Raw genomic sequence first — 21,379 nt, 5'->3', positions numbered from 1 at the left:
GAGGCCATGACCGGACTGCCACGTGCCTGCAGTATCGAAGACCTGCGCCGCGCGTCGCGGCGCCGCCTGCCCCGCGCCATTTTCGATTTCTTCGACGGTGGCGCCGAAGACGAACTGACGCTGGCCGACAATTGCGCGGCCTTCCGGCGCGTACGGCTGGCGCCACGCGCGCTGGTCGACGTCTCGGCGGTAGACACCAGCGCGCGGGTACTGGGCGCCCCGTCCAGCCTGCCGCTGGCCGTCGCACCTACCGGCGCGGTGGGGTTCGGCCGCCGCGGCGGCGACATCGCCATCGCCCGCGCCGCCGCCCGGGCGGGCGTGCCCTATACGCTGTCGACCTCGGCCACCGCCTCGATCGAGCAGATCGCCGATGCCGCGCCGGGACGTCTGTGGTTCCAGGCCTACATCCTGCGCCACCGGCCGTTGCTGGAGTCGCTGATCGCCCGCGCGCGGGCGGCGGACTACGAAGGCCTGATGATCACCGTCGACCTGCCCGTGGGCGGCAAGCGCGAGCGCGACTCCCGCAACGGCCTGTCCTTCCCCTTCCACTACACCGCGCGCAACCTGCGCGACTTCGCCAGCCGGCCGGTCTGGGCGCTGGACATGCTGTGCCGCGGCCTGCCCGTGATGGAAAGCCTGAAGGGCCTGGAAGCGCCCGGCGCCGACGCCACGCGCCTGGCCTCGTCGGTGGGCCGCAGCTACGATCCCTCGTTCGACTGGGCGCGCCTGGAGGCCCTGCGCGACCAGTGGCCGCGCAAGCTGATCGTGAAGGGCGTGCTGCGCCCGGACGACGCCGACAGGCTGGCGCGGATGGGCTGCGATGCCGTGGTCGTGTCGAATCATGGCGGCCGGCAACTGGACGGCGCGGCGGCGACGCTGGACGCACTGCCCGGCGTGACGCAGGCCGCCGCCGGCCGCATGGAGGTGCTGGTCGATGGCGGCGTGCGGCGCGGCGGCGACATCCTGAAGGCGCTGGCGCTGGGGGCGAACGCCGTGCTGGTGGGGCGGGCCACGCTGTGGGGCGCGATCGCCGCGGGCGAGGCGGGTGCCGCCCGTGCGCTGGACATCCTGCGCGAGGAGTTCCAGCGCGGCATGCAGCTTTGCGGCGCCCGCCGCGTGCCAGAGATCGGTCCGGATCTGTTGTTCGAGGCGCCACGCACGTATCGAAAAAATACGGTATAGTTGCTGTCTGCACGTGGGGCGGTAGCTCAGCTGGGAGAGCGTCGCGTTCGCAATGCGAAGGTCGGGAGTTCGATCCTCCTCCGCTCCACCAAGGTTTCATTCAAAAACGACGTACTGCATCTTGCGATGCGGACGTCGTTTTTGTTTTGGGCAATGCCTTCGATTTTATGTAATGAATATGAGACATTATGTTGTTCTGACCTCGTAATGTCTCAAATAAAGAGCATGGGCTTGCAGTTGCTATAATGTCTGATATACGATTCATTATCGCGTTTTTCGCTGATAGTGTCCCGGATATAGAACATGAACCTTGCCGAGTTGGGGGAAGCCTTCCGTAGCGCCCGCATGGCGGCCGATCTGACTCAACAGCAGGTCGCCGAGATGAGCGGCGTGGCGCGCGGCCGCATCAGCATGTTCGAGACGGGGGCGTTACCTGAAATCGGCGCAGTCAAAATGCTGAGCCTTTTCGACGCCGTGGGGCTGGAGTTGATCGCCCGTCCGCCGGGGCATCAGCGCACGCTCGACGACGTTCTGGCCGAGCCTGCCGAGGCGGGCGATACCTCCATGCGCCAGCGGGTGCGCAAGCGCTCCGCGCGCGGCCCGAAAACCACGAAGCGCCAGCCATGAGCCGCGCGACGCTCGATGTCCATGTGAGCGGCGAGCTGGTGGGGACGCTTGCCGAGGAAGCGGCCAGGTATGTCTTCAGCTATTTGCCCGATACGCCGCCGGATCGCTTCGTTTCGCTGCTCATGCCGGTGCGGGCGGCATCGTACGACTGGAAAACGCTGCACCCCTTCTTCCAGATGAATCTGCCGGAGGGCTTCAAGAAAGACCTGATGATTCGCCGCCTGGGCCCGCATGCTGACGTCAGCGATTTCGGCCTGCTTGCGCTGACGGGCGCCAACACGATCGGACGCGTCCAGGTGGTGCCGCGAGGCGCCACGCTCGCTGCGGCCTCCAGCAAGGCCGACATGGCCGGACTGCTCGCGTCGGCCAATTCGCGGGAAAACCTGCTGCGGCTGCTGGAGGGCGGGGTGGCGGAAGGGGTGTCCGGCGTCATGCCCAAGGCGCTCGTGCGGCCCGAGGATAGGGCGACGGTCTGGACGGACGAGTTCATCCTGAAGACGGGTTTCGATGATCTGCCGGGACTGGCGATCAACGAGTTCCTTTGCCTCGAGGTCGCCCGAGAGGCCGGTCTCGAGGTACCCGAGACCAGGCTGTCCGACGACGGGCAGGTACTGGCGGTACGACGCTTCGACCGTACCGCCGACGGCCGGATGCTTGCGGTCGAGGACTACTGCGCGCTCAAGCCCAATGACGCCGTCAATAAATACAAGGGGACGCTGGAGGACCTGGCCAAGCTCACCCGCGCCTACGTGCCGCGCGCGGCATTCAAGGAGGCGGCACGCCGCCTCTATGCGTTGATATTGCTGAACTACGCCGTTCGCAATGCCGATGCGCATCTGAAAAACTTCGCGCTGGTCTATACCGACGTCGACGACGTCCGGCTGGCGCCGGTCTACGACGTCCTGAGCAGCACCGTCTATCCGAGGTTTGCGACGAACCTGCCCGCGCTGCCCGTGCAAGGCAAGCGCGTGTGGGCGTCGGGCAGCATGCTTGCGATCTACGGGGCCACGCGGCTGGGCCTGAGCAAGGCGGACATGGACGAGGCGCGCGAACGGATCACGCAAGCCGTGCACAAGATCGCGCCGATGATAGCTGGTCATGCCGCGCGTTACCCGGGTTTTCGCGATGTTGCGCAGAACATGCTGGCCGCGTGGGGGGCCGGGCTGGCGGACATAGGACCCCGCGCCAAGCCCGGAAAGCGCGTTCCCGTTAGTGCGGCTTGACCGCCACCTTCAGCACATTGTCCCGCTGGTTGGCGAACAACTCGTAGGCCGCCACGATGTCGTCCAGCTTGAACTGGTGGGTCACCAGCAGCCCCAGGTCCAGGCGTCCGGATTCCAGCACGTTGATCAGCCGCCGCATCCGTTCCTTGCCGCCCGGGCACAGCGCGGTATTGATCTTGTGGTCGCCCAGCCCGGCGGCGAAGGCCGACAGCGGCAGGGTCAGGTCCTCGGAATAGACGCCCAGGCTGGACAGGGTGCCGCCCGGCTTGAGCACGCGCAGCGCGGACGCGAAGGTCGACTGGGTGCCCAGGGCCTCGATCGAGGCGTCCACGCCGCGGCCGCCGGTCAGCTTCATGATCTCGTCCACCACGTCGCATTCGCGGAAGTTCAGGGCGACGTCCGCCCCCAGCTTGCGGGCGATGTCCAGTCGGTGCGGGTTGCCGTCGACGGCGATGATGGTCGTCGCCCCCGACAGCCGGGCGCCGGCGGTGGCGCACAGGCCGATGGGGCCCTGGGCGAACACGGCCACGACGTCGCCGATGCGGATGTTGGCGTTCTCGGCGCCCTTGAAGCCGGTGGACATGATGTCCGGGCACATCAGCACCTGTTCGTCGGTCAGGCCGTCCGGGATGGGGGCGAGGTTGGCCTGGGCGTCGGGCACCAGCACGTATTCGGCCTGGGTGCCGTCGATGAGGTTGCCGAAGCGCCAGCCGGCGGTGGCCTTGTAGCCGTGGCAGCCGCACAGGCCCTGCGGCACCAGGTAGCTGCCGTCCTGCGAGGGCGCGCCGTCCTGGGCGGCGTAGGAATTGAAGTTGGGGCAGATCGCGCCGGCGATGACGCGCTGGCCTTCCCGGTAGCCGGCCACGGCGCTGCCGAGCTTCTCGATCACGCCCACCGGCTCGTGGCCCACGGTCAGGCCCGGCGCGACGGGGTATTCGCCCTTCAGGATGTGGATGTCGGTGCCGCAGATGGTGGTGGTGGTGATGCGGACCAGGGCGTCGTTCGGGCCCACGTCGGGGATGGGCTTGTCCGCGATCTCGATGCGCCCGGGTGCAACGAACACGGCGGCTTTCATCATGGCAGTCATCGTCAGGCCTCCGGAAGGTAAGGGGGGAGGAAACATTACACAGGAGATCTTCGACAGTCTGATTGATACAGATCAGTCGCGGCCATGATTTGAAGGAAACAGTGGGTTACCCGGGCCATTGGCAATATGCTTAAAACCCATGTTCATAAGATGCGGCCAATTTCGCCTTACTGCCCGCTAATCCGCATAAAATCTAAGGTTTACGTCCGACGGCCAGTCCTGGTTTGGTAAACTGGCCCGACTATCTAGATGGGATCCGACAGGCCATGGCCGCTTTCAATACCGAACGCGTCACGAGCGTTCACCACTGGAACGAGACGCTTTTCAGCTTCAAGACCACGCGCGATCCCGCGCTGCGTTTCCACAACGGCCATTTCGTCATGATCGGCCTGGAAGTCGAAGGCAAGCCGCTGATGCGCGCCTACAGCATCGCCAGCGCCAACTACGAGGAACACCTCGAGTTCCTGAGCATCAAGGTGCCCAACGGCCCGCTCACGTCGCGCCTGCAGCACCTGAAGGAAGGCGATTCCATCCTGGTCAGCCGCAAGCCCGTCGGCACCCTGGTGGTGGACGACCTGCTGCCCGGCAAGAACCTGTACCTGTTCGGCACGGGCACGGGCCTGGCCCCGTTCATGAGCATCATCAAGGATCCCGACGTCTACGAACGCTTCGAGAAAGTGGTGCTGGTGCATGGCGTGCGCTGGGTCAGCGAACTGGCCTATTCGGACTACATCGGCAGCGAACTGCCGGGCAACGAATATTTCGGCGAAATGGTGCGCGACAAGCTGATCTATTACCCCACGGTCACGCGCGAGCCCTTCCGCAACCAGGGCCGCATCACCGATCTGCTGACCAGCGGCAAGCTGGCGGCGGACATCGGACTGCCCCCCATCAACCCCGAGCACGACCGCGCCATGCTGTGCGGCAGTCCCCACATGCTGGCCGACGTCACCGCCATCCTGGACGGCCTGGGCTTCAAGGCGTCCGAGCATACCGGCCATGCCGGCGACTACGTGGTCGAACGCGCCTTCGTCGAAAAGTAACCCGGGTCAGTGCACGAGCCGGCCCGACTCGGCCAGCTCCCGGATGCGCTGGACCGTATCCATGTCGGCGGCGATGTAGGCCTGCTTGCGCAGGGCCACCACGGTCTCGTCCAGCTCGCTGTGGCCTTCCTGCAGGTCCAGCTCGTAGATGAAGCGCAGGAACAGTACGTCGGGCTCCGGTTCCTCGATGCGCACCGTGGCCTCGCTGCGCGGCCACAGTTCGGTGGCGGTGGCCAGCACCTTGACTTGGCGCATGGGCGTCAGCGTGACCTCGTCATGGACCTGGAAGGGGCCGAAGTCGAGCACGCGCTTGAGCACGGTGTGCTCCTGCCCGATCGCTTCCGCTTCGATGGTGCAGCTTTCCAGGCCCATGACGAATTCCGTCGGTTCATGGGCCCGGATGAACAGCCCACGCCAGATCTGCTCGCGCGTGAGCGGCGTAAGCAGGGGGACGAGCGGGTCGTTGATCTGGATGAGGTGTTCGAAGCGAAGCATGGAGAGCGCGGTTCCCGGAAGATTCTCCTAAGGATACCGCGCTCCGGCGCGCCCGGGCGCTAGTCGATGAGCATCGGCAGCACCATCAGCTGCTGGCCGTTGACGTGCATGCGCCGCTGCAGCGAATTGATGGCCTGGTTGTGCAGCAGGCGGGTGACGAAATTCTCGCGCTTGAACACCAGCTTGCTGGCGAAGACGATGGTGTTGGGGTATTCCTGCAGCACTTCGGTGATGAGCTTTTCCAGGGTCTGCACGGCATCGGTGCCGAACCCCAGGCGACTGGTCGCGGCCATGCCGTAGCTGTTGCAGAAACGCTCGAAGAATTTCAACGAGGTGGTGGCCTGCAGCTTCATCGCCTCCATGGCTTCGGGACCGCCGTAGACCTGCGCGTCCACGGTCCGTGCGTTGATGAAGATGAAGTTCTTGAAGTGATCCGGGAACATGCGCTGTACCCACAGCAGCGCATGCAGGCCGCCGCCGCGGCTGGAGCCGACCAGGAAGGCGGCCGTGGGCGCGTAGGGGTCGAGCGCGGGCGGCGAGCAGTCCGAGCCGAAGGACTGGTCGGCGAAGATGTCGTCGATCGCGGCGATGCGGCGCCGCGTTTCCCGGTAGTGGGCCCGTATCCCCAGGCAGATGAAGATCAGCACGCTGGTGATGAGCAGCGTGGCCCAGCCGCCTTCGAAGAATTTCTCGACGATGGTCACGACCAGGATGGAGCTGGTGATGGTGACGGCCACCAGCGACAGTGCCAGCCGCTGCCGCCAGTGCTTCTTGTGCAGGGGCTTGTGGCGGTTGCGTATCCAGAACAGCGACAACCCCGCCAGCGACAGCGTGAAGGTCAGGAACACGTTGATCGAATACAGCACCACCAGGACGGACACCTTGCCGCCCGTCAGCAGCAGGATGGCGAAGGCGGAGATGCCCATCAGCAGGATGCCGTTCTCGGTCACCAGCCGGTTCGACAGGTAGCGGAAACGGTGCGGCATCCAGGAGTCGGAAGCCATGTTGGACAGCACCGAGGGGCCGCCCAGGAAGCCGGTGTTGGCGGCCACGAACAACAGGCCGGCCTCGAAGGCCAGCACCACGGTCAGCGCCACGACCAGGTTGCCGCCGCCGAAGCCCATCTCGCCCAGCACGTTGCCGAACACCACGGCGTTCAGCGTCTGGCCTTCCACCGGCGTCGCGTTCCACAGCAGGTACAGCAGGATGATGCCGCCGGCGGTGAAGGCCAGGCTGATGGCCATCAGCAGCATGGTGGCCTTGCCGGTATGGACCACGGGCTCGGCCAGGCGGTCGACGTTGTTGGAGACCGCCTCGATCCCGGTATAGGTGCCGCCGCCCAGCGAATAGGCCTTCAGGAACACCGCCAGCACGAAGAACCAGCCGGCTTCCTGCGAGAACTCGCGCACTTCCCGGATCGTGTCGGGAATCAGCAGCGGCAGGCCCTCGGCGTGGGCGAAGATGCCCCAGGCAATCAGGACGGCATGCGTGACCACGAAGCCGGCGAAGATGGGCAGGAGGACCTTGATGCTTTCCTTGGCGCCCCGCAGGTTCAGCCAGATCAGCAGGAGCACCATCACACAGGCGGTCCACAGCTTGAACGTCTGCCAGCTTGCCGGCAGCAGCGAGAACAGCGCGTCGGTGCCGCTGGCCACGGAAATGGCGATGGTCAGCACGTAGTCCACGATCAGCGCCGAACCGGATACCAGCCCGGCCGTCGGGCCGAGCAGCGCGGTCGAAACCCGGTAGCCGCCGCCGCCGGTGGGGAACAGTTCGATGACCTGGTTGTAGGCCAGCGCGACCACGAACACCGTGATGGCCGTGGCGATGGCCAGGAACAGGGCGAGATGGGTATGGGTGCCCAGGGCGCGGAACGCTTCCTCGGGGCCGTAGGACGACGAGGACAGGCCGTCCGCGCCCAGCCCCACCCAGGCCAGGAAGGCCGCCAGCGCGAGGGAATGCCGGGTATCCGGGGACAGCGGGTCCCGGGCCTTGCCCAGCAGACGCTCGCGCCATGAGGTTGCTTTCATACGAAGGGGTTCCTGCTGCCTGGTGTCGGGTGGCTTCTTGATCGCGCGGCGCGCAGCGTACGCTTTTGGAAGGAATCGCGCTTTGAAGGCCATTCTAGCAACAGGGAAATTGTTACCCTGTGGCGGGGCGGGCACTATGACAAACGAATTTCTGATAGCTTTATGCATAGGCGTCCATGGGCGCGATCCCCCAATTCTCGAGGCAAGCATGAGCAAGCAGATCATCCATACCGACGCCGCGCCGGCGGCCGTCGGCCCGTATTCCCAGGCCGTGGCCGTGCCCGCTTCCGGCAGGACCGTGTACCTGTCGGGCCAGATCGGCCTGATTCCCGCCACCGGCCAGCTCGAGACGAGCAGTTTCGAGGCCCAGGTGCGCCAGGCCTTCGCCAACATGGAAGCGGTGGTGCGCCAGGCGGGCGGCACCTTGGACCAGATCGTCAAGCTGACGCTGTTCCTGACGGATCTGTCCAAGTTCGGCACGGCCAACGACATCATGGCGCAACTGATTCCCCAGCCTTTCCCCGCCCGCTCCACGGTGGGGGTGGCCGCCTTGCCCAAGGGCGCCGAGTTCGAGGTCGAGGCGATCCTGGTCATCTGAACCGGGCCGGTACATGAGCGCGCGCCCCGCCGTCCAGGACGAAAGCGAACTGACGCCGCAGCAGCGCAAGATGCGCAAGCTCGGGCTGCGCGTCGCGGACGACTTCGTCCTGCACCTGCCCATCCGCTACGAGGACGAGACGCAGCTGACGCCGATCAAGCGGTTGCTGCCGGGCATGTGGGCGCAGGTCGAGGGCGTGGTGACGCGCTGCGAGGTCGCCTACCGGCCGCGGCGCCAACTGGTGGCCGCGATCGAGGACGACACCGGCGAACTCGCGCTGCGCTACCTGAATTTCTATCCCAGCCAGCAGAAGCAACTGGCGGTGGGGCGCCGCATTCGCGCCCGGGGCGAGGCGCGCGGCGGTTTCTTCGGCATGGAGATGGTGCACCCGCGCACCACGGTCGCCGACGGCGACACGCCCTTGCCGGATCGCCTGACGCCGGTCTATCCCACCACCGAGGGGCTGCCGCAGGCCACGCTGCGCAAGGCCGTTGCCGCGGCGCTGCAGCAGGCGGATCTGCGCGACACGCTGCCGGAGGCGCTGCTGCAACGGTATGGCCTGATGCCTTTCGGCGAGGCCGTGCGCCTGCTGCATGCGCCGCCGCCCGACGTGGCCACGCAGCCCCTGATCGATCGCGCGCATCCGGCCTGGCTGCGCATCAAGTTCGACGAGCTCCTGGCCCAGCAACTGTCGCTGGCGCGTGCGCGCGCCGCCCGGCTGGACAAGCGGGCGCCGCCGCTGGCGCGCTCCACCGCGTCGGACGGCCTGGTGGCGCGGCTGCTGCGCGCGCTGCCGTTCGAGCTGACCGGCGCCCAGCAGCGGGTGCGGGACGAGATCGCCGCCGACCTGGCCCGGCCGCACCCCATGCAGCGGCTGCTGCAGGGCGACGTGGGCAGCGGCAAGACCGTGGTGGCGGCGCTGGCCGCCGCGCAGGCGATAGACAACGGCTACCAGGCGGCGCTGATGGCGCCCACCGAGATCCTGGCCGAACAGCATTTCCGCAAGCTGGTCGGCTGGCTGGAGCCGCTGGGCGTGAAGGTGGCCTGGCTGACCGGCAGCCTGACCCCCAAGGCGCGGCGCGAGGCGGCCGCGCTGATAGAAAGCGGCGAGGCGCCGCTGGCGGTGGGCACGCAGGCGCTGATCCAGCAGCACGTGCAGTTCGCGCGGCTGGGCCTGTCCATCGTCGACGAGCAGCACCGCTTCGGCGTGGGCCAGCGGCTGGCCCTGCGCAACAAGGGCGGCGAAGACGAGGTCTTCCCCCATCAACTGATGATGTCCGCCACGCCCATTCCCCGCACGCTGGCGATGACCTTCTTCGCCGACCTGGACGTGTCGGTCATCGACGAGCTGCCGCCGGGCCGGGTGCCGGTCATCACCAAGCTGCTGTCGGACACGCGCCGCGACGAGGTGGTCGCGCGCATCCACGAGGCGGCCCGGTCCGGTCGCCAGGTGTATTGGGTGTGCCCGCTGGTCGAGGAAAGCGAGACGCTGGAACTGCAGACCGCCGTCGACACTTTCGAGACGCTGCGGCAGGCGCTGCCCGAACTGCGCGTGGGACTGGTGCATGGCAGGCTGCCGACTTCCGAGAAGGCGGCCGTCATGCAGGCCTTCAAGGATGGCGAGCTCGACCTGCTGGTGGCCACCACCGTGATCGAGGTCGGCGTGGACGTGCCCAATGCCTCGCTGATGGTGATCGAGCACGCCGAACGCTTCGGCCTGGCGCAACTGCACCAGTTGCGCGGCCGGGTAGGGCGGGGCGCGGCCGAGTCGGTGTGCGTGCTGATGTACCAGGCGCCGCTGTCGCAGGTCGCCAAGGCCCGGCTGCGCACCATGCATGAAACCACCGACGGCTTCGAGATCGCGCGGCGCGACCTCGAGCTGCGCGGGCCCGGGGAGTTCCTGGGCGTGCGGCAATCGGGCCTGGCGCTGATGCGGTTCGCCGACCTGGACGCCGACCTGGAGATCGCCGAGCAGGCGCACGAGGCCGCGGCCGAATTGCAGGCGCGTGCGCAGGACGTGGTGTCCGCCCATCTGGCGCGATGGATGCGCGGGCGGGAAGATTTCCTCAAGGCTTGAAAAGAGGCGAGAGATGACCCTGACAGAACTGAAGTACATCGTGGCGGTGGCGCGGGAACGGCACTTCGGTCGCGCCGCCGAGGCCTGTTTCGTCAGCCAGCCCACGCTTTCGGTGGCCATCCGCAAGCTGGAGGACGAACTGGGCGTGACCTTGTTCGAACGCGGCGGCACCGAGGTGGGCGTGACGCCCATCGGCGAGCGCATCGTCGCCCAGGCCCAGAAAGTGCTGGAGGAAAGCGCGAACCTGAAGGAGATCGCCAAGCAGGGGCACGACCCGCTGTCCGGCGCGCTGCGGGTGGGCGTCATCTACACCATCGGCCCCTACCTGCTGCCGCAATTGGTGCCCCGGTTGATCGAGAGCGCGCCGCAGATGCCGCTGCTGCTGCAGGAGTATTTCACCGCACGGCTGCTGGAACTGCTGCGCCAGGGCGAGATCGACTGCGCCATCATGGCCCTGCCGCTGCCCGACGCCGGCCTGTCCATCCAGCCGCTGTACGACGAGCCTTTCGTGGTGGCCGTGCCCAAGGGCCATCCATTGGCCAGCCGCAGCCACGTCAAGGCCGAGGAGCTCAAGAGCGAGACCATGCTGCTGCTGGGCACGGGCCATTGCTTCCGCGACCAGGTACTGGAGGTGTGTCCCGAGCTGTCGCGCTTTTCGGCGACCACCGAGGGCATACAGCGGACCTTCGAGGGGTCGTCGCTCGAGACCATCCGCCACATGGTGGCCTCGGGCATCGGGATCACGGTGCTGCCGATGTCGTCGATCCCGTCGCAGCCCGACGACCGCGACCTGCTGCGCTACATCCCCTTCGAGGACCCGGTGCCCGATCGGCGCGTGGTGCTGGCGTGGCGCAAGAGCTTCCCCCGCACCGCCGCCATCGACACCCTGATCGCCGCGATCCATGCCTGTCGGCTGAACGGCGTGACCATGCTGGAGTCCAGCGCCCAGACGGCCTGAGCCGGGCGGCGCTTGTCATGCCACGTATCATCCCAATCTAGTATCCTGTGACGTCGGTTTCGACTTTGACAAGGAGTCAACAATGGTGAAGAAAGCATCTGCCAAGAAACTCGCAAGCAATGGCGGTGCGGCCCGCTCGGCCGCCGGTGCGCTGCGCATCGACATCGGCATCTCGGACAAGGACCGCGCCGCGGTGGCCGGGGGCTTGTCCAAGCTGCTGGCCGATACCTATACGCTGTACCTGATGACGCACAACTTCCACTGGAACGTGACGGGGCCGATGTTCAACACCCTGCATGCCATGTTCATGACCCAGTACACCGACCTGTGGAACTCCATCGACGACGTGGCCGAACGCATCCGCGCGCTGGGGCACTTCGCGCCGGGCACCTACCGCGAGTTCGCCAAGCTCACCACGATCAGCGAGCCGGCCGACGTGCCCGAGGCACTGGAAATGGTGCGCCAACTGGTGGTGGGGCACGAGGCGGTGGCCAAGACCGCCCGCAACATCCTCAAGGTGGCCGACGCCGCCAGCGACGAGCCGACCGCCGACCTGCTGACCCAGCGCCTGGAATTCCACGAGAAGACCGCCTGGATGCTGCGCAGCCTGCTGCAATAACCCCGAGGCCCGGGCGCCGTCCCTGGCGCCGTGTCATGGAAATCCCTGCCTCGCGGGCGACGCGATGCAGGGATTTTTTCTATGTTTTTTCTCCGCCTGGATGCGGAAAATTATTTGAGGTTTAAAAATTTTAAGTTAAATTAATCTTCGACCCGTCACTGCCCGGCCGCGAGGCCGCGCATACCGCTGGAGACCACTCATGGAACGCTCGGGGCATCTCGATACCTTTGCGCGCGATCATCTTCCGCCGCCCGAGGCCTGGCCGGCATTCCTGCTCGATCATCCCGCCGTCCGCTATCCCGCCCGCTTCAATTGCGCGGCCGAGCTGGTCGACGGCGCGGTGGCGGCGGGGCACGGCCGGCGCCCAGCCATCTGGACGGTGACCGACGGCAAGCCTTCGGCCATCACCTATGCCGAGTTGCAGCAGCGGGTGGACCGCCTGGCGCATGTCCTGGTCGAGGACATGGGCCTGGTGCCGGGCAACCGGGTCCTGCTGCGCGGCCCGAACAATCCGGCCATGGCGATCGCCCTCCTGGCCACGATCAAGGCGGGTCTGGTGGCGGTGCCCACCATGCCGCTGCTGCGCGCGGTGGAGCTCAAGCCCGTCATCGACAAGGCGCAGGTCAGCGCGGCGCTGTGCGACGTGCGCTTGCGCGACGAGATCGACGCCTGCATGCGGCCCGGCCCGACCCACTGTCCCACCTTGACCCAGGCCCGTTTCTTCAATGACGACGGTCCCGAATCGCTGGAGGCCCTGGCGCGCGACAAGTCCGCCTCCTTTCCCGCCTGCGACACGGCCGGCGACGACGTCTGCCTGATCGCCTTCACCAGCGGCACCACGGGCAGCCCCAAGGGCTGCATCCATTTCCACCGCGACGTGCTGGCGATGTGCGACCTGTTCCCGCGGTCGATATTGCAGGCCACGCCCGACGACATCTTCTGCGGCACGCCGCCGCTGGCGTTCACCTTCGGCCTGGGCGGCATGCTGTGCTTCCCGCTGCGCGCGGGCGCGTCCACCGTGCTGTCCGAGAAGCTGACGCCGGCCTCGCTGCTGGAGACCATCCAGGCCACCCGCGCCACCATCGTCTTTACCGCGCCTACCTTCTACCGCCAGATGGCGGCCCTGGCCTCGGGCTACGACATCTCCAGCCTGCGCCATTCCGTCTCGGCCGGCGAGGCGCTGCCCGACGCCACGCGCCAGAGCTGGAAGCAGGCCACGGGTGTGGAAATGACCGACGGCATCGGCAGCACCGAGATGATCCACATCTTCATCTCCAGCGCCGGCCAGGACGTGCGCCGCGGCGCCATCGGCAAGGTGGTGCCCGGCTACGAAGCCTGCGTCGTCGACGAATCCATGCAGCCGCTGCCGCCCCGCACCGTCGGCCGCCTGGCCGTGCGCGGCCCCACCGGCTGCAAATACCTGGCCGACGATCGCCAGGCCAACGCCGTGCGCCAGGGATGGAACCTTACCGGCGATTCCTTCATGATGGACGAGGACGGCTACCTGTATTACCAGGCCCGCACGGACGACATGATCATCTCGGCCGGCTACAACATCGCCGGCCCCGAGGTCGAAAGCGCCTTGCTCCAGCACGAGGCCGTGGCCGAATGCGGCGTGATCGGCGTCGCCGACGAAGAGCGCGGCCAGGTCGTCACCGCCTTCGTCGTGCCGCGCCCCGGCTTCGCGCCTGGAGACGATCTGGCCAAGACCCTGCAGGAGCACGTCAAGCGCACCATCGCTCCCTACAAGTACCCGCGCGTCATCCGCTTCGTCGACGCCTTGCCCCGTACCGAAACGGGCAAGCTCAAGCGCTTCGCGCTGCGCGGGCTGAACTAGCGGTGTCCGGGGCCCGGCAGGGCCCCGCCGCTGTTATTGGCAGGTGGTCACGTTCGTGACCTCGACCACGGCTTCCCGCACGTCGCAGGCCAGCTTGCGCGGCAGGTCGCCGGTTTCGGTGCAATTGCCCATGCCGTTGTAGGCCCAGATCGACCCGATCATTCCCGTGCCGGGACGGTCGGCGGGGCAGCGGGCTTCGAAATGCACCGTGATGCAGTTGGCGACCTTGGGCTGCACGCGGGGCCGGATGCCGATCACCGAGGGCAGTCCCCCCTTGGCGGGGCATTGGGCCGCCTGCAGGCGTATGGCGCGCCGCTCGGCGGCGAGATGATCCAGCAGCGCCTGGGTCCGGCGTTCCTGTTCCTGGCGGGCGAGCTCCGCCTTCCTGCGGGTTTCTTCCTCGCGCTGTTTTTCCTTGGCCAGCCTGGCCTGTTCCGCGGCGCGGGCTTCCTCGGCCTTGCGCTGTTCTTCCTGCTTGCGCTGGGCTTCCTGCGCGCTCGCTGATGCCGCCGGTGCCGCGGCCGCGGTTCGTTGCGGCGGGGAAGAGGCCGTGGATGTCGGCGCGGACGCCGCGCGGGTCTGCGCAGCCGCGGCGTTGGCCGCCATGATCCGGTCGGCATGCGCGGCGGCTTCGCGGTCGCGCTGCTGTTTCTGCTGTTCGATCTGCCGCAGCTTCTGGTTCAGGTCGCGTTCGAAGTCGCGGGACTGCTGCGCCATGCGCTGGTTGCTCTGGTTGGCCTGCTGGAAGCCGCTGGCCAGGCCGCTCAGTATGGCGTTCGTCGTGGCCTGGGATTCGGCCGCCCGCTCGGCGGCGCGGCGCTGGGCATATATGCGGTCCCGTTCGCGCTCGACTTGCTGGCGCTCGCGGTTTTCCATCGCCGCGGCCAGGCGCTCGCGGGTCACGGGAAGATAGATATTGTTCCCTGTCGACGGCGAGTCATCGTCCGGCCCCTGCGCCCGGCTCATGATCCGGATGGAATCGCCGCGGTTGATGTAGATGTTCAGATAGTCGCCGTTGTAGGTGAAGATGTTTTCCGTGCCCGTGAATCGGTGGATCAGGCGGTCATCCGCCGACAGCGTCAGTTGCCTGCTGTCGAAGGAACCCGCGGGCCGGTTCGGCATGCTCAGTACGCGCAATGCCCTGGGGTCCGTACTGGATGGCGCCTGAAAGACCTCCCGGCCGGGGTTCGATCCGTCGGGCAGGCTGTACTGGAAAACCAGGTTGCCTGCGTCGTCCTTGTCGATTTTCAACAGGACGATGCGGCTGACGAAGGTCTGCCCCACGCTTTGTTCCCAGATGCCGAACGGCGAGGCGGCGCGCAATTGCTGGTAGGGGGAGGCCGGGTCCAGGCTGACGGGGATCGTGCCGCCGTCGGGCAGGGTATAGACGTCGCGGCGCAGCGGCTTGGGCCTCATGTGGAACGAGGCGGCCGATGCGCGATAGGAAAAATGCGCGGCAGCGTCGGCCAGGGACAGTTGCAGATCGTTCAGCGAGCCGTTCAGGATTTTCATGCGCCCGCTTTCGTCGAAGCGGATGGTCGCCTGGTCGTCGCTGAACATGCCGGATTGCTCGATCAGCATGTGGTAGGTGTCCGGCTGGGCCGTGGGGCGTACGAGTAGCCGGATCGCGCTGGAGTCTCGCAGGTTGTTGGCCGTGTAGAGCCTGATGGCGAGCGCGCCCTGGGCCGGGTCCGCCATTACCTGCAGCCAGTCGCCATCGTCGTTGACGTACAGGTGGCCGATGTAGGGCTGTAGAAAGCCCCATTGGATCTGCTGGAAGGCAGCTTGAGCCGCCGCCAAGGATTGGGATGACTGGGCGGTGCCGGCGGGCTCCACGGTGGCGCAGCCGGCGAGCGTCGCGCACAGCGCGGAGGCGAGCAGGATTTTTCTCATGCGCGGATTCTAGGCAACTCAGGGCGGGCACGCATCACCCGATCCAGTGAGAGGCGCTGGTACCATAACGCCATGGACCCTACGTTTCCCGTCTCCCTTTCCCACCGCCTGGGCCTGTACATGCGCCTGGTGCGCCTGGACAAGCCGATCGGCATCCTGCTGCTGGTCTGGCCCACGCTGTGGGCCCTGTGGGCCGCCAGCAAGGGCGGGCCGTCGCTGTATTTTGTGTTCGCCTTCGTGATGGGTACGGTGCTGATGCGATCGGCCGGCTGCGGCATCAACGATTATTTCGACCGCGACGTCGACCTGCACGTCGAGCGCACGCGCGACCGGGTGCTGACGTCGGGACTGATCTCGGGCCGCGAGGCGCTGGGCGTGACGCTGGCGCTGACGCTGCTGGCGCTGCTCCTGATCCTGCCCATGAACCACCTGGTCTGGGCCCTGTCCGTGGTGGCCGTGTTCCTGTCCGTCACCTATCCCAAGTTCAAGCGTTTCTTCGCCATCCCCCAGGCCTACCTGGGCATCGCCTTCGGCTTCGGCATCCCCATGGCCTACGCGGCCGTGCTCGAGACCGTGCCGCTGGAAGGCTGGATCATGCTGGCGGCCAACATCTTCTGGGCGATCGCCTACGACACCGAGTACGCCATGGTGGACCGGCCCGACGACCTCAAACTCGGCCTGCGCACCTCCGCCGTCACCTTCGGCAAGTGGGACGTGGCCGCCGTGGGCGTATGCTATGCGGCGACCCTGGCGCTGCTGGGCGTGGTCGGCGCCATGCTGGACTACGGATGGGCCTACGCGGCGGGGCTGGCGGGCGCCGCCGCCATCGCCGTGCGCCACCTGTGGTGGATCCGCCATCGCGACCGCGCGGCGTGCTTTCGCGCCTTCCTGCACAACACCTGGTTCGGTTTCTCGGTGTTCGCCGGCATCTTCGTGCAGACCACGCTGCTGGGCTAGCGCGGACGGTTCGGCGGGGTGGGCGGCCTATATAATCGTCGCTTTTCCCCTGAAGCCATGTCGCTCATCGCCGACAACCTGCGCGCCGTCCACCGGCGCATCGACCATGCCGCCCAGGCCTGCGGCCGCGCGCCGGGCGAGGTGGCGCTGCTGGCGGTGTCCAAGACCTTTTCCGCCCAGGCGGTGCGCGAGGCCCACGGGGCCGGGCAGCGGGCCTTCGGCGAAAGCTACGTCCAGGAGGCCGTCGACAAGCTGGCCGCGCTGGACGATCTGCGGGCCGGCACCGAATGGCATTTCATCGGCCCCCTGCAAAGCAACAAGGCCCGCCTGGTCGCAGCCCATTTCGACTGGGTCCACAGCATCGATCGCCTGAAGATCGCCCAGCGCCTGTCCGACCTGCGGCCGCCCGGCATGGCCGACCTCCAGCTGTGCATGCAGGTCAACATCGACGACCAGCCCACCAAGAGCGGCGTGGCGCCCGCCGAAGCGCTCGGGCTGGCGCGGGAAATCGCCGCGCTGCCGCGCGTGCGCCTGCGCGGCCTGATGTGCATCCCCGCCCCCCAGCAGGACCCCGTCCGCCAGCAGGCGGTCTTCGCCAGCCTGGCGGCGCTCATGCGCGACCTGAACCGGGAAGGCTTCGGGCTCGATACCCTGTCCATGGGCATGTCGGACGACCTGGAGGCCGCGGTGGCGGCCGGGGCGTCCATCGTCCGGGTGGGCACCGCCATCTTCGGCGCCCGGGATTACTCGTCCTGAGCGCGCGGCCACAACGCTTCCCAAGGAAACCTCAATGACCCAAGCGCTTTCCATCGCATTCATCGGCGGCGGCAACATGGCCGCCGCGCTGATCTCCGGCCTGGCGGGCAAGTTCTGCCCCATGGGGAACATCCACGTCGTGGATCCGCATGAGTCCACCCGGCAGGCCTGGGCGGCGCGCGGCGCCTCGGTCGCGGCCGGGCCGGACGAGGCCTTGTCCCGTTGCGACATCTGGGTGTATGCGGTCAAGCCGCAGGTGATGAAAGAGGTTGCCGCGGCGAGCCGGCCCTGGCTCAAGGACAGTCTGGTGATCAGCATCGCCGCCGGCATCCGGGCCGCCGACCTGGCGCGCTGGCTGGGATCCGACACGCAGCCGTGGCTGCGCGTCGTGCGCTGCATGCCCAATACGCCCGCGCTGATCGGGCAGGGCGTGACCGGCCTGGCCGCGCTCGATGGCGTGGGCGAAGCCGACCGGGCGCAGGCCCAGGCCGTGCTGGAAGCCGTAGGCAGCACCGTCTGGGTCTCGCGCGAGGCCGACCTGGACGGCGTGACCGCGCTGTCCGGCAGCGGTCCGGCCTATGTCTTCCTGTTCATCGAAGCCCTGATCGAAGGCGGCAAAGCCGTGGGGCTGGACGACGAGCAGTCGCGCGCACTGGCGCTGGCCACGCTGTCGGGCGCGGCCAGCCTGGCTGCCGAGTCTTCCGAGCCGCCGTCGGTGCTGCGCGAGCGCGTGACTTCCAAGGGAGGCACCACGGCCGCGGCCCTGGACGTCCTGGCCCAGGCGAATTTCCGCCAGGCCGTGGTCCGAGCCATGCAGGCCGCAGCCCATCGCGCGCAAGAGATGGGTGATGAGTTCGGACGATAATCCCGCCGGCATCCGGTCGGTCGCGCGCCATCCTCCCTTCATCCTGTTCTGGTTCAGCCGGGTCATGTCGACCCTGTCGTTCCAGATGCTGTCGGTGGCCGTGGGCTGGCAGGTCTACGAGATCACCGGCAGCGCCTTTGACCTGGGCCTGGTCGGGCTGGCGCAGTTCCTGCCCATGGTGGTGCTGACCTTCGTCGTGGGACAGGTGGCCGACCGCTACGACCGGCGGGTCATCGCCAGCGTCTGCATGGTGGTGGAGTCGATCGCGGCGGGCCTGCTGGCCTTCGGTACATGGGAAGGCTGGCTCACGCGCGACGCCATCCTGGGGCTGGTGGCGCTGGGCGGCGCCGCGCGCGCCTTCGAGTCGCCCACCATGGCTGCGCTGGTGCAGGGCGTGGTGCCGCGCAGCCTCATCCCCCAGGCAGCGGCCTGGTCCACCTCCGCCACCCAGACCGCGCAGATCCTCGGCCCCGCGATGGGCGGGCTGCTGTACGGGTTCGGGTCCATGGTGGCCTACGTCGTGGCCTGCGTGTTCTTCTTCGTCGGTGGCGGACTGGTGGCGATGATCCGGGCGGAACGCACCGCATCCACCCGCGAGCCGGTCACGCTCAAGTCCGTTTTCTCGGGCATTGCCTTCATTCGCAGCCGTCCGGTCATCCTGGGGACGCTGTCGCTGGACCTGTTCGCGGTGCTGCTGGGCGGCGCGACCGCGCTGCTGCCCATCTACGCGCGCGACATCCTGCATACCGGCCCGTGGGGGCTGGGCTTGCTGCGCACGGCGCCCGCCCTGGGGGCGCTGGCCATGTCGGTCTTCCTGGCCCACCACCCCATCCATCGCAACGTCGGCCGCATCCTGTTCTCGTCGCTGGCCGTATTCGGCCTGGCCACGGTCGTGTTCGGCCTGTCTTCGCACCTGGCCGTTTCCATGGCGGCGCTGTTCGTGCTCGGGGCCTCGGACGTGGTCAGCGTCGTGATCCGCTTCACGCTGGTCCAGCTGCAGACGCCGCCGGAAATGCTGGGCCGCGTCAGCGCGGTGAACTCCCTGTTCGTCGGTACCTCCAATCAACTGGGCGAATTCGAGTCGGGCGTGACGGCCGCGCTGTTCGGCGTCGTGCCGGCGGTGCTGATCGGCGGCGCGGGCACGATCGCGGTGGCCCTGCTGTGGATGGTATTGTTTCCCCAGTTGCGCCGCTTGAAGTCGCTGGAAGGCTAGCCCGCCAGCCAGCTGGCGGGCCCGATACTTGCGTACGCGCCCACCGCCGGCGCCGCGGCGTCCGCCGCGCGCGCGAGCATCCCGGAGGTCGATCGCCATGTCCTTGCATCCCGTCCTACAGGAAGTCACCGACCGCATCATCGCGCGAGGCGGGGACCGCCGCGCGCAGTGGCTGGAGGAAACCCGCGCGCGGGCCGGCACGAAGGTCGAGCGCAGCCACCTGTCGTGTACCAACCTGGCGCACGGTTTCGCGGCCATGCCCGATCGGGCGAAGCTGATGCTCAAGGTGCAGGAGCAGCCCAACGTGGCCATCGTGTCGGCCTACAACGACATGCTGTCGGCCCACCAGCCCCTGGCCGATTTCCCCGCCTGGATCAAGGAGGCCGCGCTGGCGGCCGGCGCCACGGCGCAGTTCGCCGGCGGCGTGCCGGCCATGTGCGACGGCGTCACCCAGGGGCAGGCGGGCATGGAACTGTCGCTGTTCTCGCGCGACGTCATCGCGATGGCCACGGCCGTGGCCCTGTCGCACCAGATGTTCGACGCGGCGGTCTACCTGGGCGTTTGCGACAAGATCGTCCCCGGCCTGGTCATCGGCGCGTTGTCCTTTGGCCATCTGCCTGCCGTGTTCGTCCCCGGCGGGCCCATGACCACCGGCGTGAGCAACGACGAGAAGGCCAGGATCCGGCAGCTGTATGCCGAAGGCAAGGTCGGCCGCGCGGAATTGCTGGAAGCCGAGAGCCAGGCCTATCACGGGCCGGGCACCTGTACCTTCTACGGCACCGCCAATTCGAACCAGATGCTGATGGAGTTCATGGGCCTGCACCTGCCCGGAACGTCCTTCGTCAATCCCCATACCCCGCTGCGCGAGGCCCTGACCCGCGAGGCGGCCAGGCAGGCCGTATCGCTCTGGCACGGTGGCGGGCGGTATACGCCGCTGTGCGACGTCCTGGACGAGAAGGCCTTCGTCAACGGCATCGTCGGCCTGATGGCCACCGGAGGGTCGACCAACCATACCTTGCACCTGGTGGCCATGGCGCGGGCAGCCGGCATAGAACTGAACTGGGACGATTTCCACGCCTTGTCCGAGGTGGTGCCGCTGCTGGCTCGCGTCTATCCGAACGGCAAGGCCGACGTGAACGGTTTCCAGGCCGCGGGCGGCCTGCAGTTCGTCATCCGCCAGTTACGCAGGGGAGGGCTGCTGCACGAGGACGTCACCACCATCGTGGGCAAGGGGCTCGAAGCCTATTGCCGCGAACCCTGTCTTGAGGACGGCCGGCTGGCCTGGCGGGACGGCGCCGAGACCCCGGGAGACGACTCCATCGTGCGTCCGCTGGACCGTCCGTTCTCGCCCAATGGCGGGCTGCGCGTGCTGGAAGGCAACCTGGGCCGTTCCATCATCAAGATCTCGGCGGTGGCGCCCGAGCACCAGGTGGTGGAAGCCCCCGCCATCGTGTTCGACGACCAGGACGAGGTGCTGGCCGCTTTCCAGCGGGGCGAGCTGGAGCGCGATTTCGTCGCGGTCGTGCGCTGGCAGGGGCCGGCCGCCAACGGCATGCCCGAACTGCACAAGCTCACGCCCACGCTGTCGGTGTTGCAGGGGAGGGGATTCCACGTCGCGCTGGTGACCGACGGCCGCATGTCGGGGGCCTCGGGCAAGGTGCCCGCGGCCATCCACGTCACGCCCGAGGCCTTGAAGGGGGGACTCATCGGCCGGGTGCGAACCGGGGATCGGGTGCGGCTGGACGCGCGGCGCGGCGTGCTGGAGGTGCTGGCGGACCTGGGCGCCCGTCCCGCCCAGGCCGCGCCCGACCTGCGGCCGCATCGCCGCGGCGTCGGGCGCGATCTGTTCGGCCACATGCGCCGGGCGGTCAGCGCGGCCGAGGAGGGGGCCTGCACCTTGTTCGTCGACGAGGATTAGA

At 67.6% G+C, this 21,379-nt stretch carries 18 protein-coding genes and 1 tRNA gene; 15 read left to right on the top strand and 4 right to left on the bottom strand.

All coding sequences use genetic code 11. The features are described from left to right. The first annotated feature begins 6 nt into the window (after positions 1-6). The 4 genes from ABD104_RS25555 to ABD104_RS25540 all read left to right on the top strand — a co-directional run bounded on the left by ABD104_RS25555 (position 7) and on the right by ABD104_RS25540 (position 3,032). On the top strand, positions 7-1,182 hold the full coding sequence (locus tag ABD104_RS25555; protein ID WP_087838192.1) for an alpha-hydroxy acid oxidase: 1,176 nt from the start codon (positions 7-9) through the stop codon (positions 1,180-1,182). Between the two features lie 15 nt (positions 1,183-1,197). Continuing rightward, positions 1,198-1,273: transfer RNA gene (locus ABD104_RS25550), tRNA-Ala, on the top strand. 212 nt (positions 1,274-1,485) lie between these two features. Then, positions 1,486-1,809 (top strand): helix-turn-helix domain-containing protein, encoded by a 324-nt coding sequence (locus tag ABD104_RS25545; protein ID WP_087838193.1) that lies wholly within the window; start codon positions 1,486-1,488, stop codon positions 1,807-1,809. Then, positions 1,806-3,032, top strand: coding sequence for a type II toxin-antitoxin system HipA family toxin (locus tag ABD104_RS25540; protein ID WP_130360014.1), 1,227 nt, complete (start codon positions 1,806-1,808; stop codon positions 3,030-3,032). The genes ABD104_RS25545 and ABD104_RS25540 overlap by 4 nt, the downstream gene beginning before the upstream one ends. On the opposite strand, the gene ABD104_RS25535 is transcribed toward ABD104_RS25540, so the two are convergent. Continuing rightward, positions 3,019-4,119, bottom strand: coding sequence for an NAD(P)-dependent alcohol dehydrogenase (locus ABD104_RS25535; RefSeq protein ID WP_338618244.1), 1,101 nt, complete (start codon positions 4,117-4,119; stop codon positions 3,019-3,021). The genes ABD104_RS25540 and ABD104_RS25535 overlap by 14 nt on opposite strands. A gap of 266 nt (positions 4,120-4,385) precedes the next feature. On the opposite strand from ABD104_RS25535, the gene ABD104_RS25530 reads away from it, so the two are divergent. Then, positions 4,386-5,162, top strand: coding sequence for a ferredoxin--NADP reductase (locus ABD104_RS25530; protein ID WP_087838207.1), 777 nt, complete (start codon positions 4,386-4,388; stop codon positions 5,160-5,162). A 6-nt stretch (positions 5,163-5,168) separates the two neighbouring features. On the opposite strand, the gene ABD104_RS25525 is transcribed toward ABD104_RS25530, so the two are convergent. Beyond that, positions 5,169-5,657 carry an SRPBCC family protein gene (locus ABD104_RS25525; protein WP_279813569.1) on the bottom strand — a complete coding sequence of 163 codons (489 nt, stop codon included), beginning with the start codon at positions 5,655-5,657 and terminating at the stop codon, positions 5,169-5,171. Positions 5,658-5,716: 59 nt separating this feature from the next. Further along, entirely contained in the window at positions 5,717-7,687 is a 1,971-nt protein-coding gene (locus ABD104_RS25520) for an APC family permease (protein WP_343928433.1), read from the bottom strand. A gap of 208 nt (positions 7,688-7,895) precedes the next feature. On the opposite strand from ABD104_RS25520, the gene ABD104_RS25515 reads away from it, so the two are divergent. The 5 genes from ABD104_RS25515 to ABD104_RS25495 all read left to right on the top strand — a co-directional run bounded on the left by ABD104_RS25515 (position 7,896) and on the right by ABD104_RS25495 (position 13,776). After that, positions 7,896-8,285 (top strand): Rid family detoxifying hydrolase, encoded by a 390-nt coding sequence (locus ABD104_RS25515; RefSeq protein WP_087838210.1) that lies wholly within the window; start codon positions 7,896-7,898, stop codon positions 8,283-8,285. 85 nt (positions 8,286-8,370) lie between these two features. Then, positions 8,371-10,362: an ATP-dependent DNA helicase RecG gene (gene recG, locus ABD104_RS25510; RefSeq protein ID WP_087838246.1), complete on the top strand. Its 1,992-nt coding sequence runs from the start codon at positions 8,371-8,373 to the stop codon at positions 10,360-10,362. A 13-nt stretch (positions 10,363-10,375) separates the two neighbouring features. Further along, a complete protein-coding gene (locus ABD104_RS25505) occupies positions 10,376-11,320 on the top strand; it encodes a LysR substrate-binding domain-containing protein (protein WP_087838211.1) in 945 nt (314 codons plus the stop codon). An 82-nt stretch (positions 11,321-11,402) separates the two neighbouring features. Further along, positions 11,403-11,939: a Dps family protein gene (locus ABD104_RS25500; protein ID WP_343928432.1), complete on the top strand. Its 537-nt coding sequence runs from the start codon at positions 11,403-11,405 to the stop codon at positions 11,937-11,939. A gap of 199 nt (positions 11,940-12,138) precedes the next feature. Further along, the gene (locus ABD104_RS25495; RefSeq protein WP_087838213.1) at positions 12,139-13,776 is read left to right on the top strand and encodes an AMP-binding protein; all 1,638 of its coding nucleotides are present in this window, start codon (positions 12,139-12,141) and stop codon (positions 13,774-13,776) included. Positions 13,777-13,809: 33 nt separating this feature from the next. Here the strand turns inward: ABD104_RS25495 and ABD104_RS25490 are convergent, their stop codons facing one another. Further along, entirely contained in the window at positions 13,810-15,669 is a 1,860-nt protein-coding gene (locus ABD104_RS25490) for a hypothetical protein (RefSeq protein ID WP_343928431.1), read from the bottom strand. Between the two features lie 72 nt (positions 15,670-15,741). On the opposite strand from ABD104_RS25490, the gene ubiA reads away from it, so the two are divergent. From ubiA to edd, 5 genes are all read left to right on the top strand, one after another. After that, on the top strand, positions 15,742-16,626 hold the full coding sequence (gene ubiA, locus ABD104_RS25485; RefSeq protein ID WP_087838215.1) for a 4-hydroxybenzoate octaprenyltransferase: 885 nt from the start codon (positions 15,742-15,744) through the stop codon (positions 16,624-16,626). 57 nt (positions 16,627-16,683) lie between these two features. Next, complete coding sequence (locus ABD104_RS25480) at positions 16,684-17,382, top strand: YggS family pyridoxal phosphate-dependent enzyme (RefSeq protein WP_087838216.1); 699 nt, start codon at positions 16,684-16,686, stop codon at positions 17,380-17,382. 34 nt (positions 17,383-17,416) lie between these two features. Beyond that, positions 17,417-18,247: a pyrroline-5-carboxylate reductase gene (gene proC / locus ABD104_RS25475; protein WP_087838217.1), complete on the top strand. Its 831-nt coding sequence runs from the start codon at positions 17,417-17,419 to the stop codon at positions 18,245-18,247. Continuing rightward, the gene (locus tag ABD104_RS25470) at positions 18,231-19,460 is read left to right on the top strand and encodes an MFS transporter (RefSeq protein WP_087838218.1); all 1,230 of its coding nucleotides are present in this window, start codon (positions 18,231-18,233) and stop codon (positions 19,458-19,460) included. The genes proC and ABD104_RS25470 overlap by 17 nt, the downstream gene beginning before the upstream one ends. A 97-nt stretch (positions 19,461-19,557) precedes the next feature. Next, positions 19,558-21,378, top strand: a complete 1,821-nt coding sequence (edd, locus tag ABD104_RS25465; RefSeq protein ID WP_343928430.1) for a phosphogluconate dehydratase — start codon at positions 19,558-19,560, stop codon at positions 21,376-21,378. The last annotated feature ends 1 nt before the right edge of the window (position 21,379 follow it).

This window comes from Pigmentiphaga daeguensis (assembly GCF_039523035.1).
GTDB lineage: Bacteria > Pseudomonadota > Gammaproteobacteria > Burkholderiales > Burkholderiaceae_B > Pigmentiphaga > Pigmentiphaga daeguensis.
This window is presented reverse-complemented; position numbering and strand designations above follow the sequence as displayed.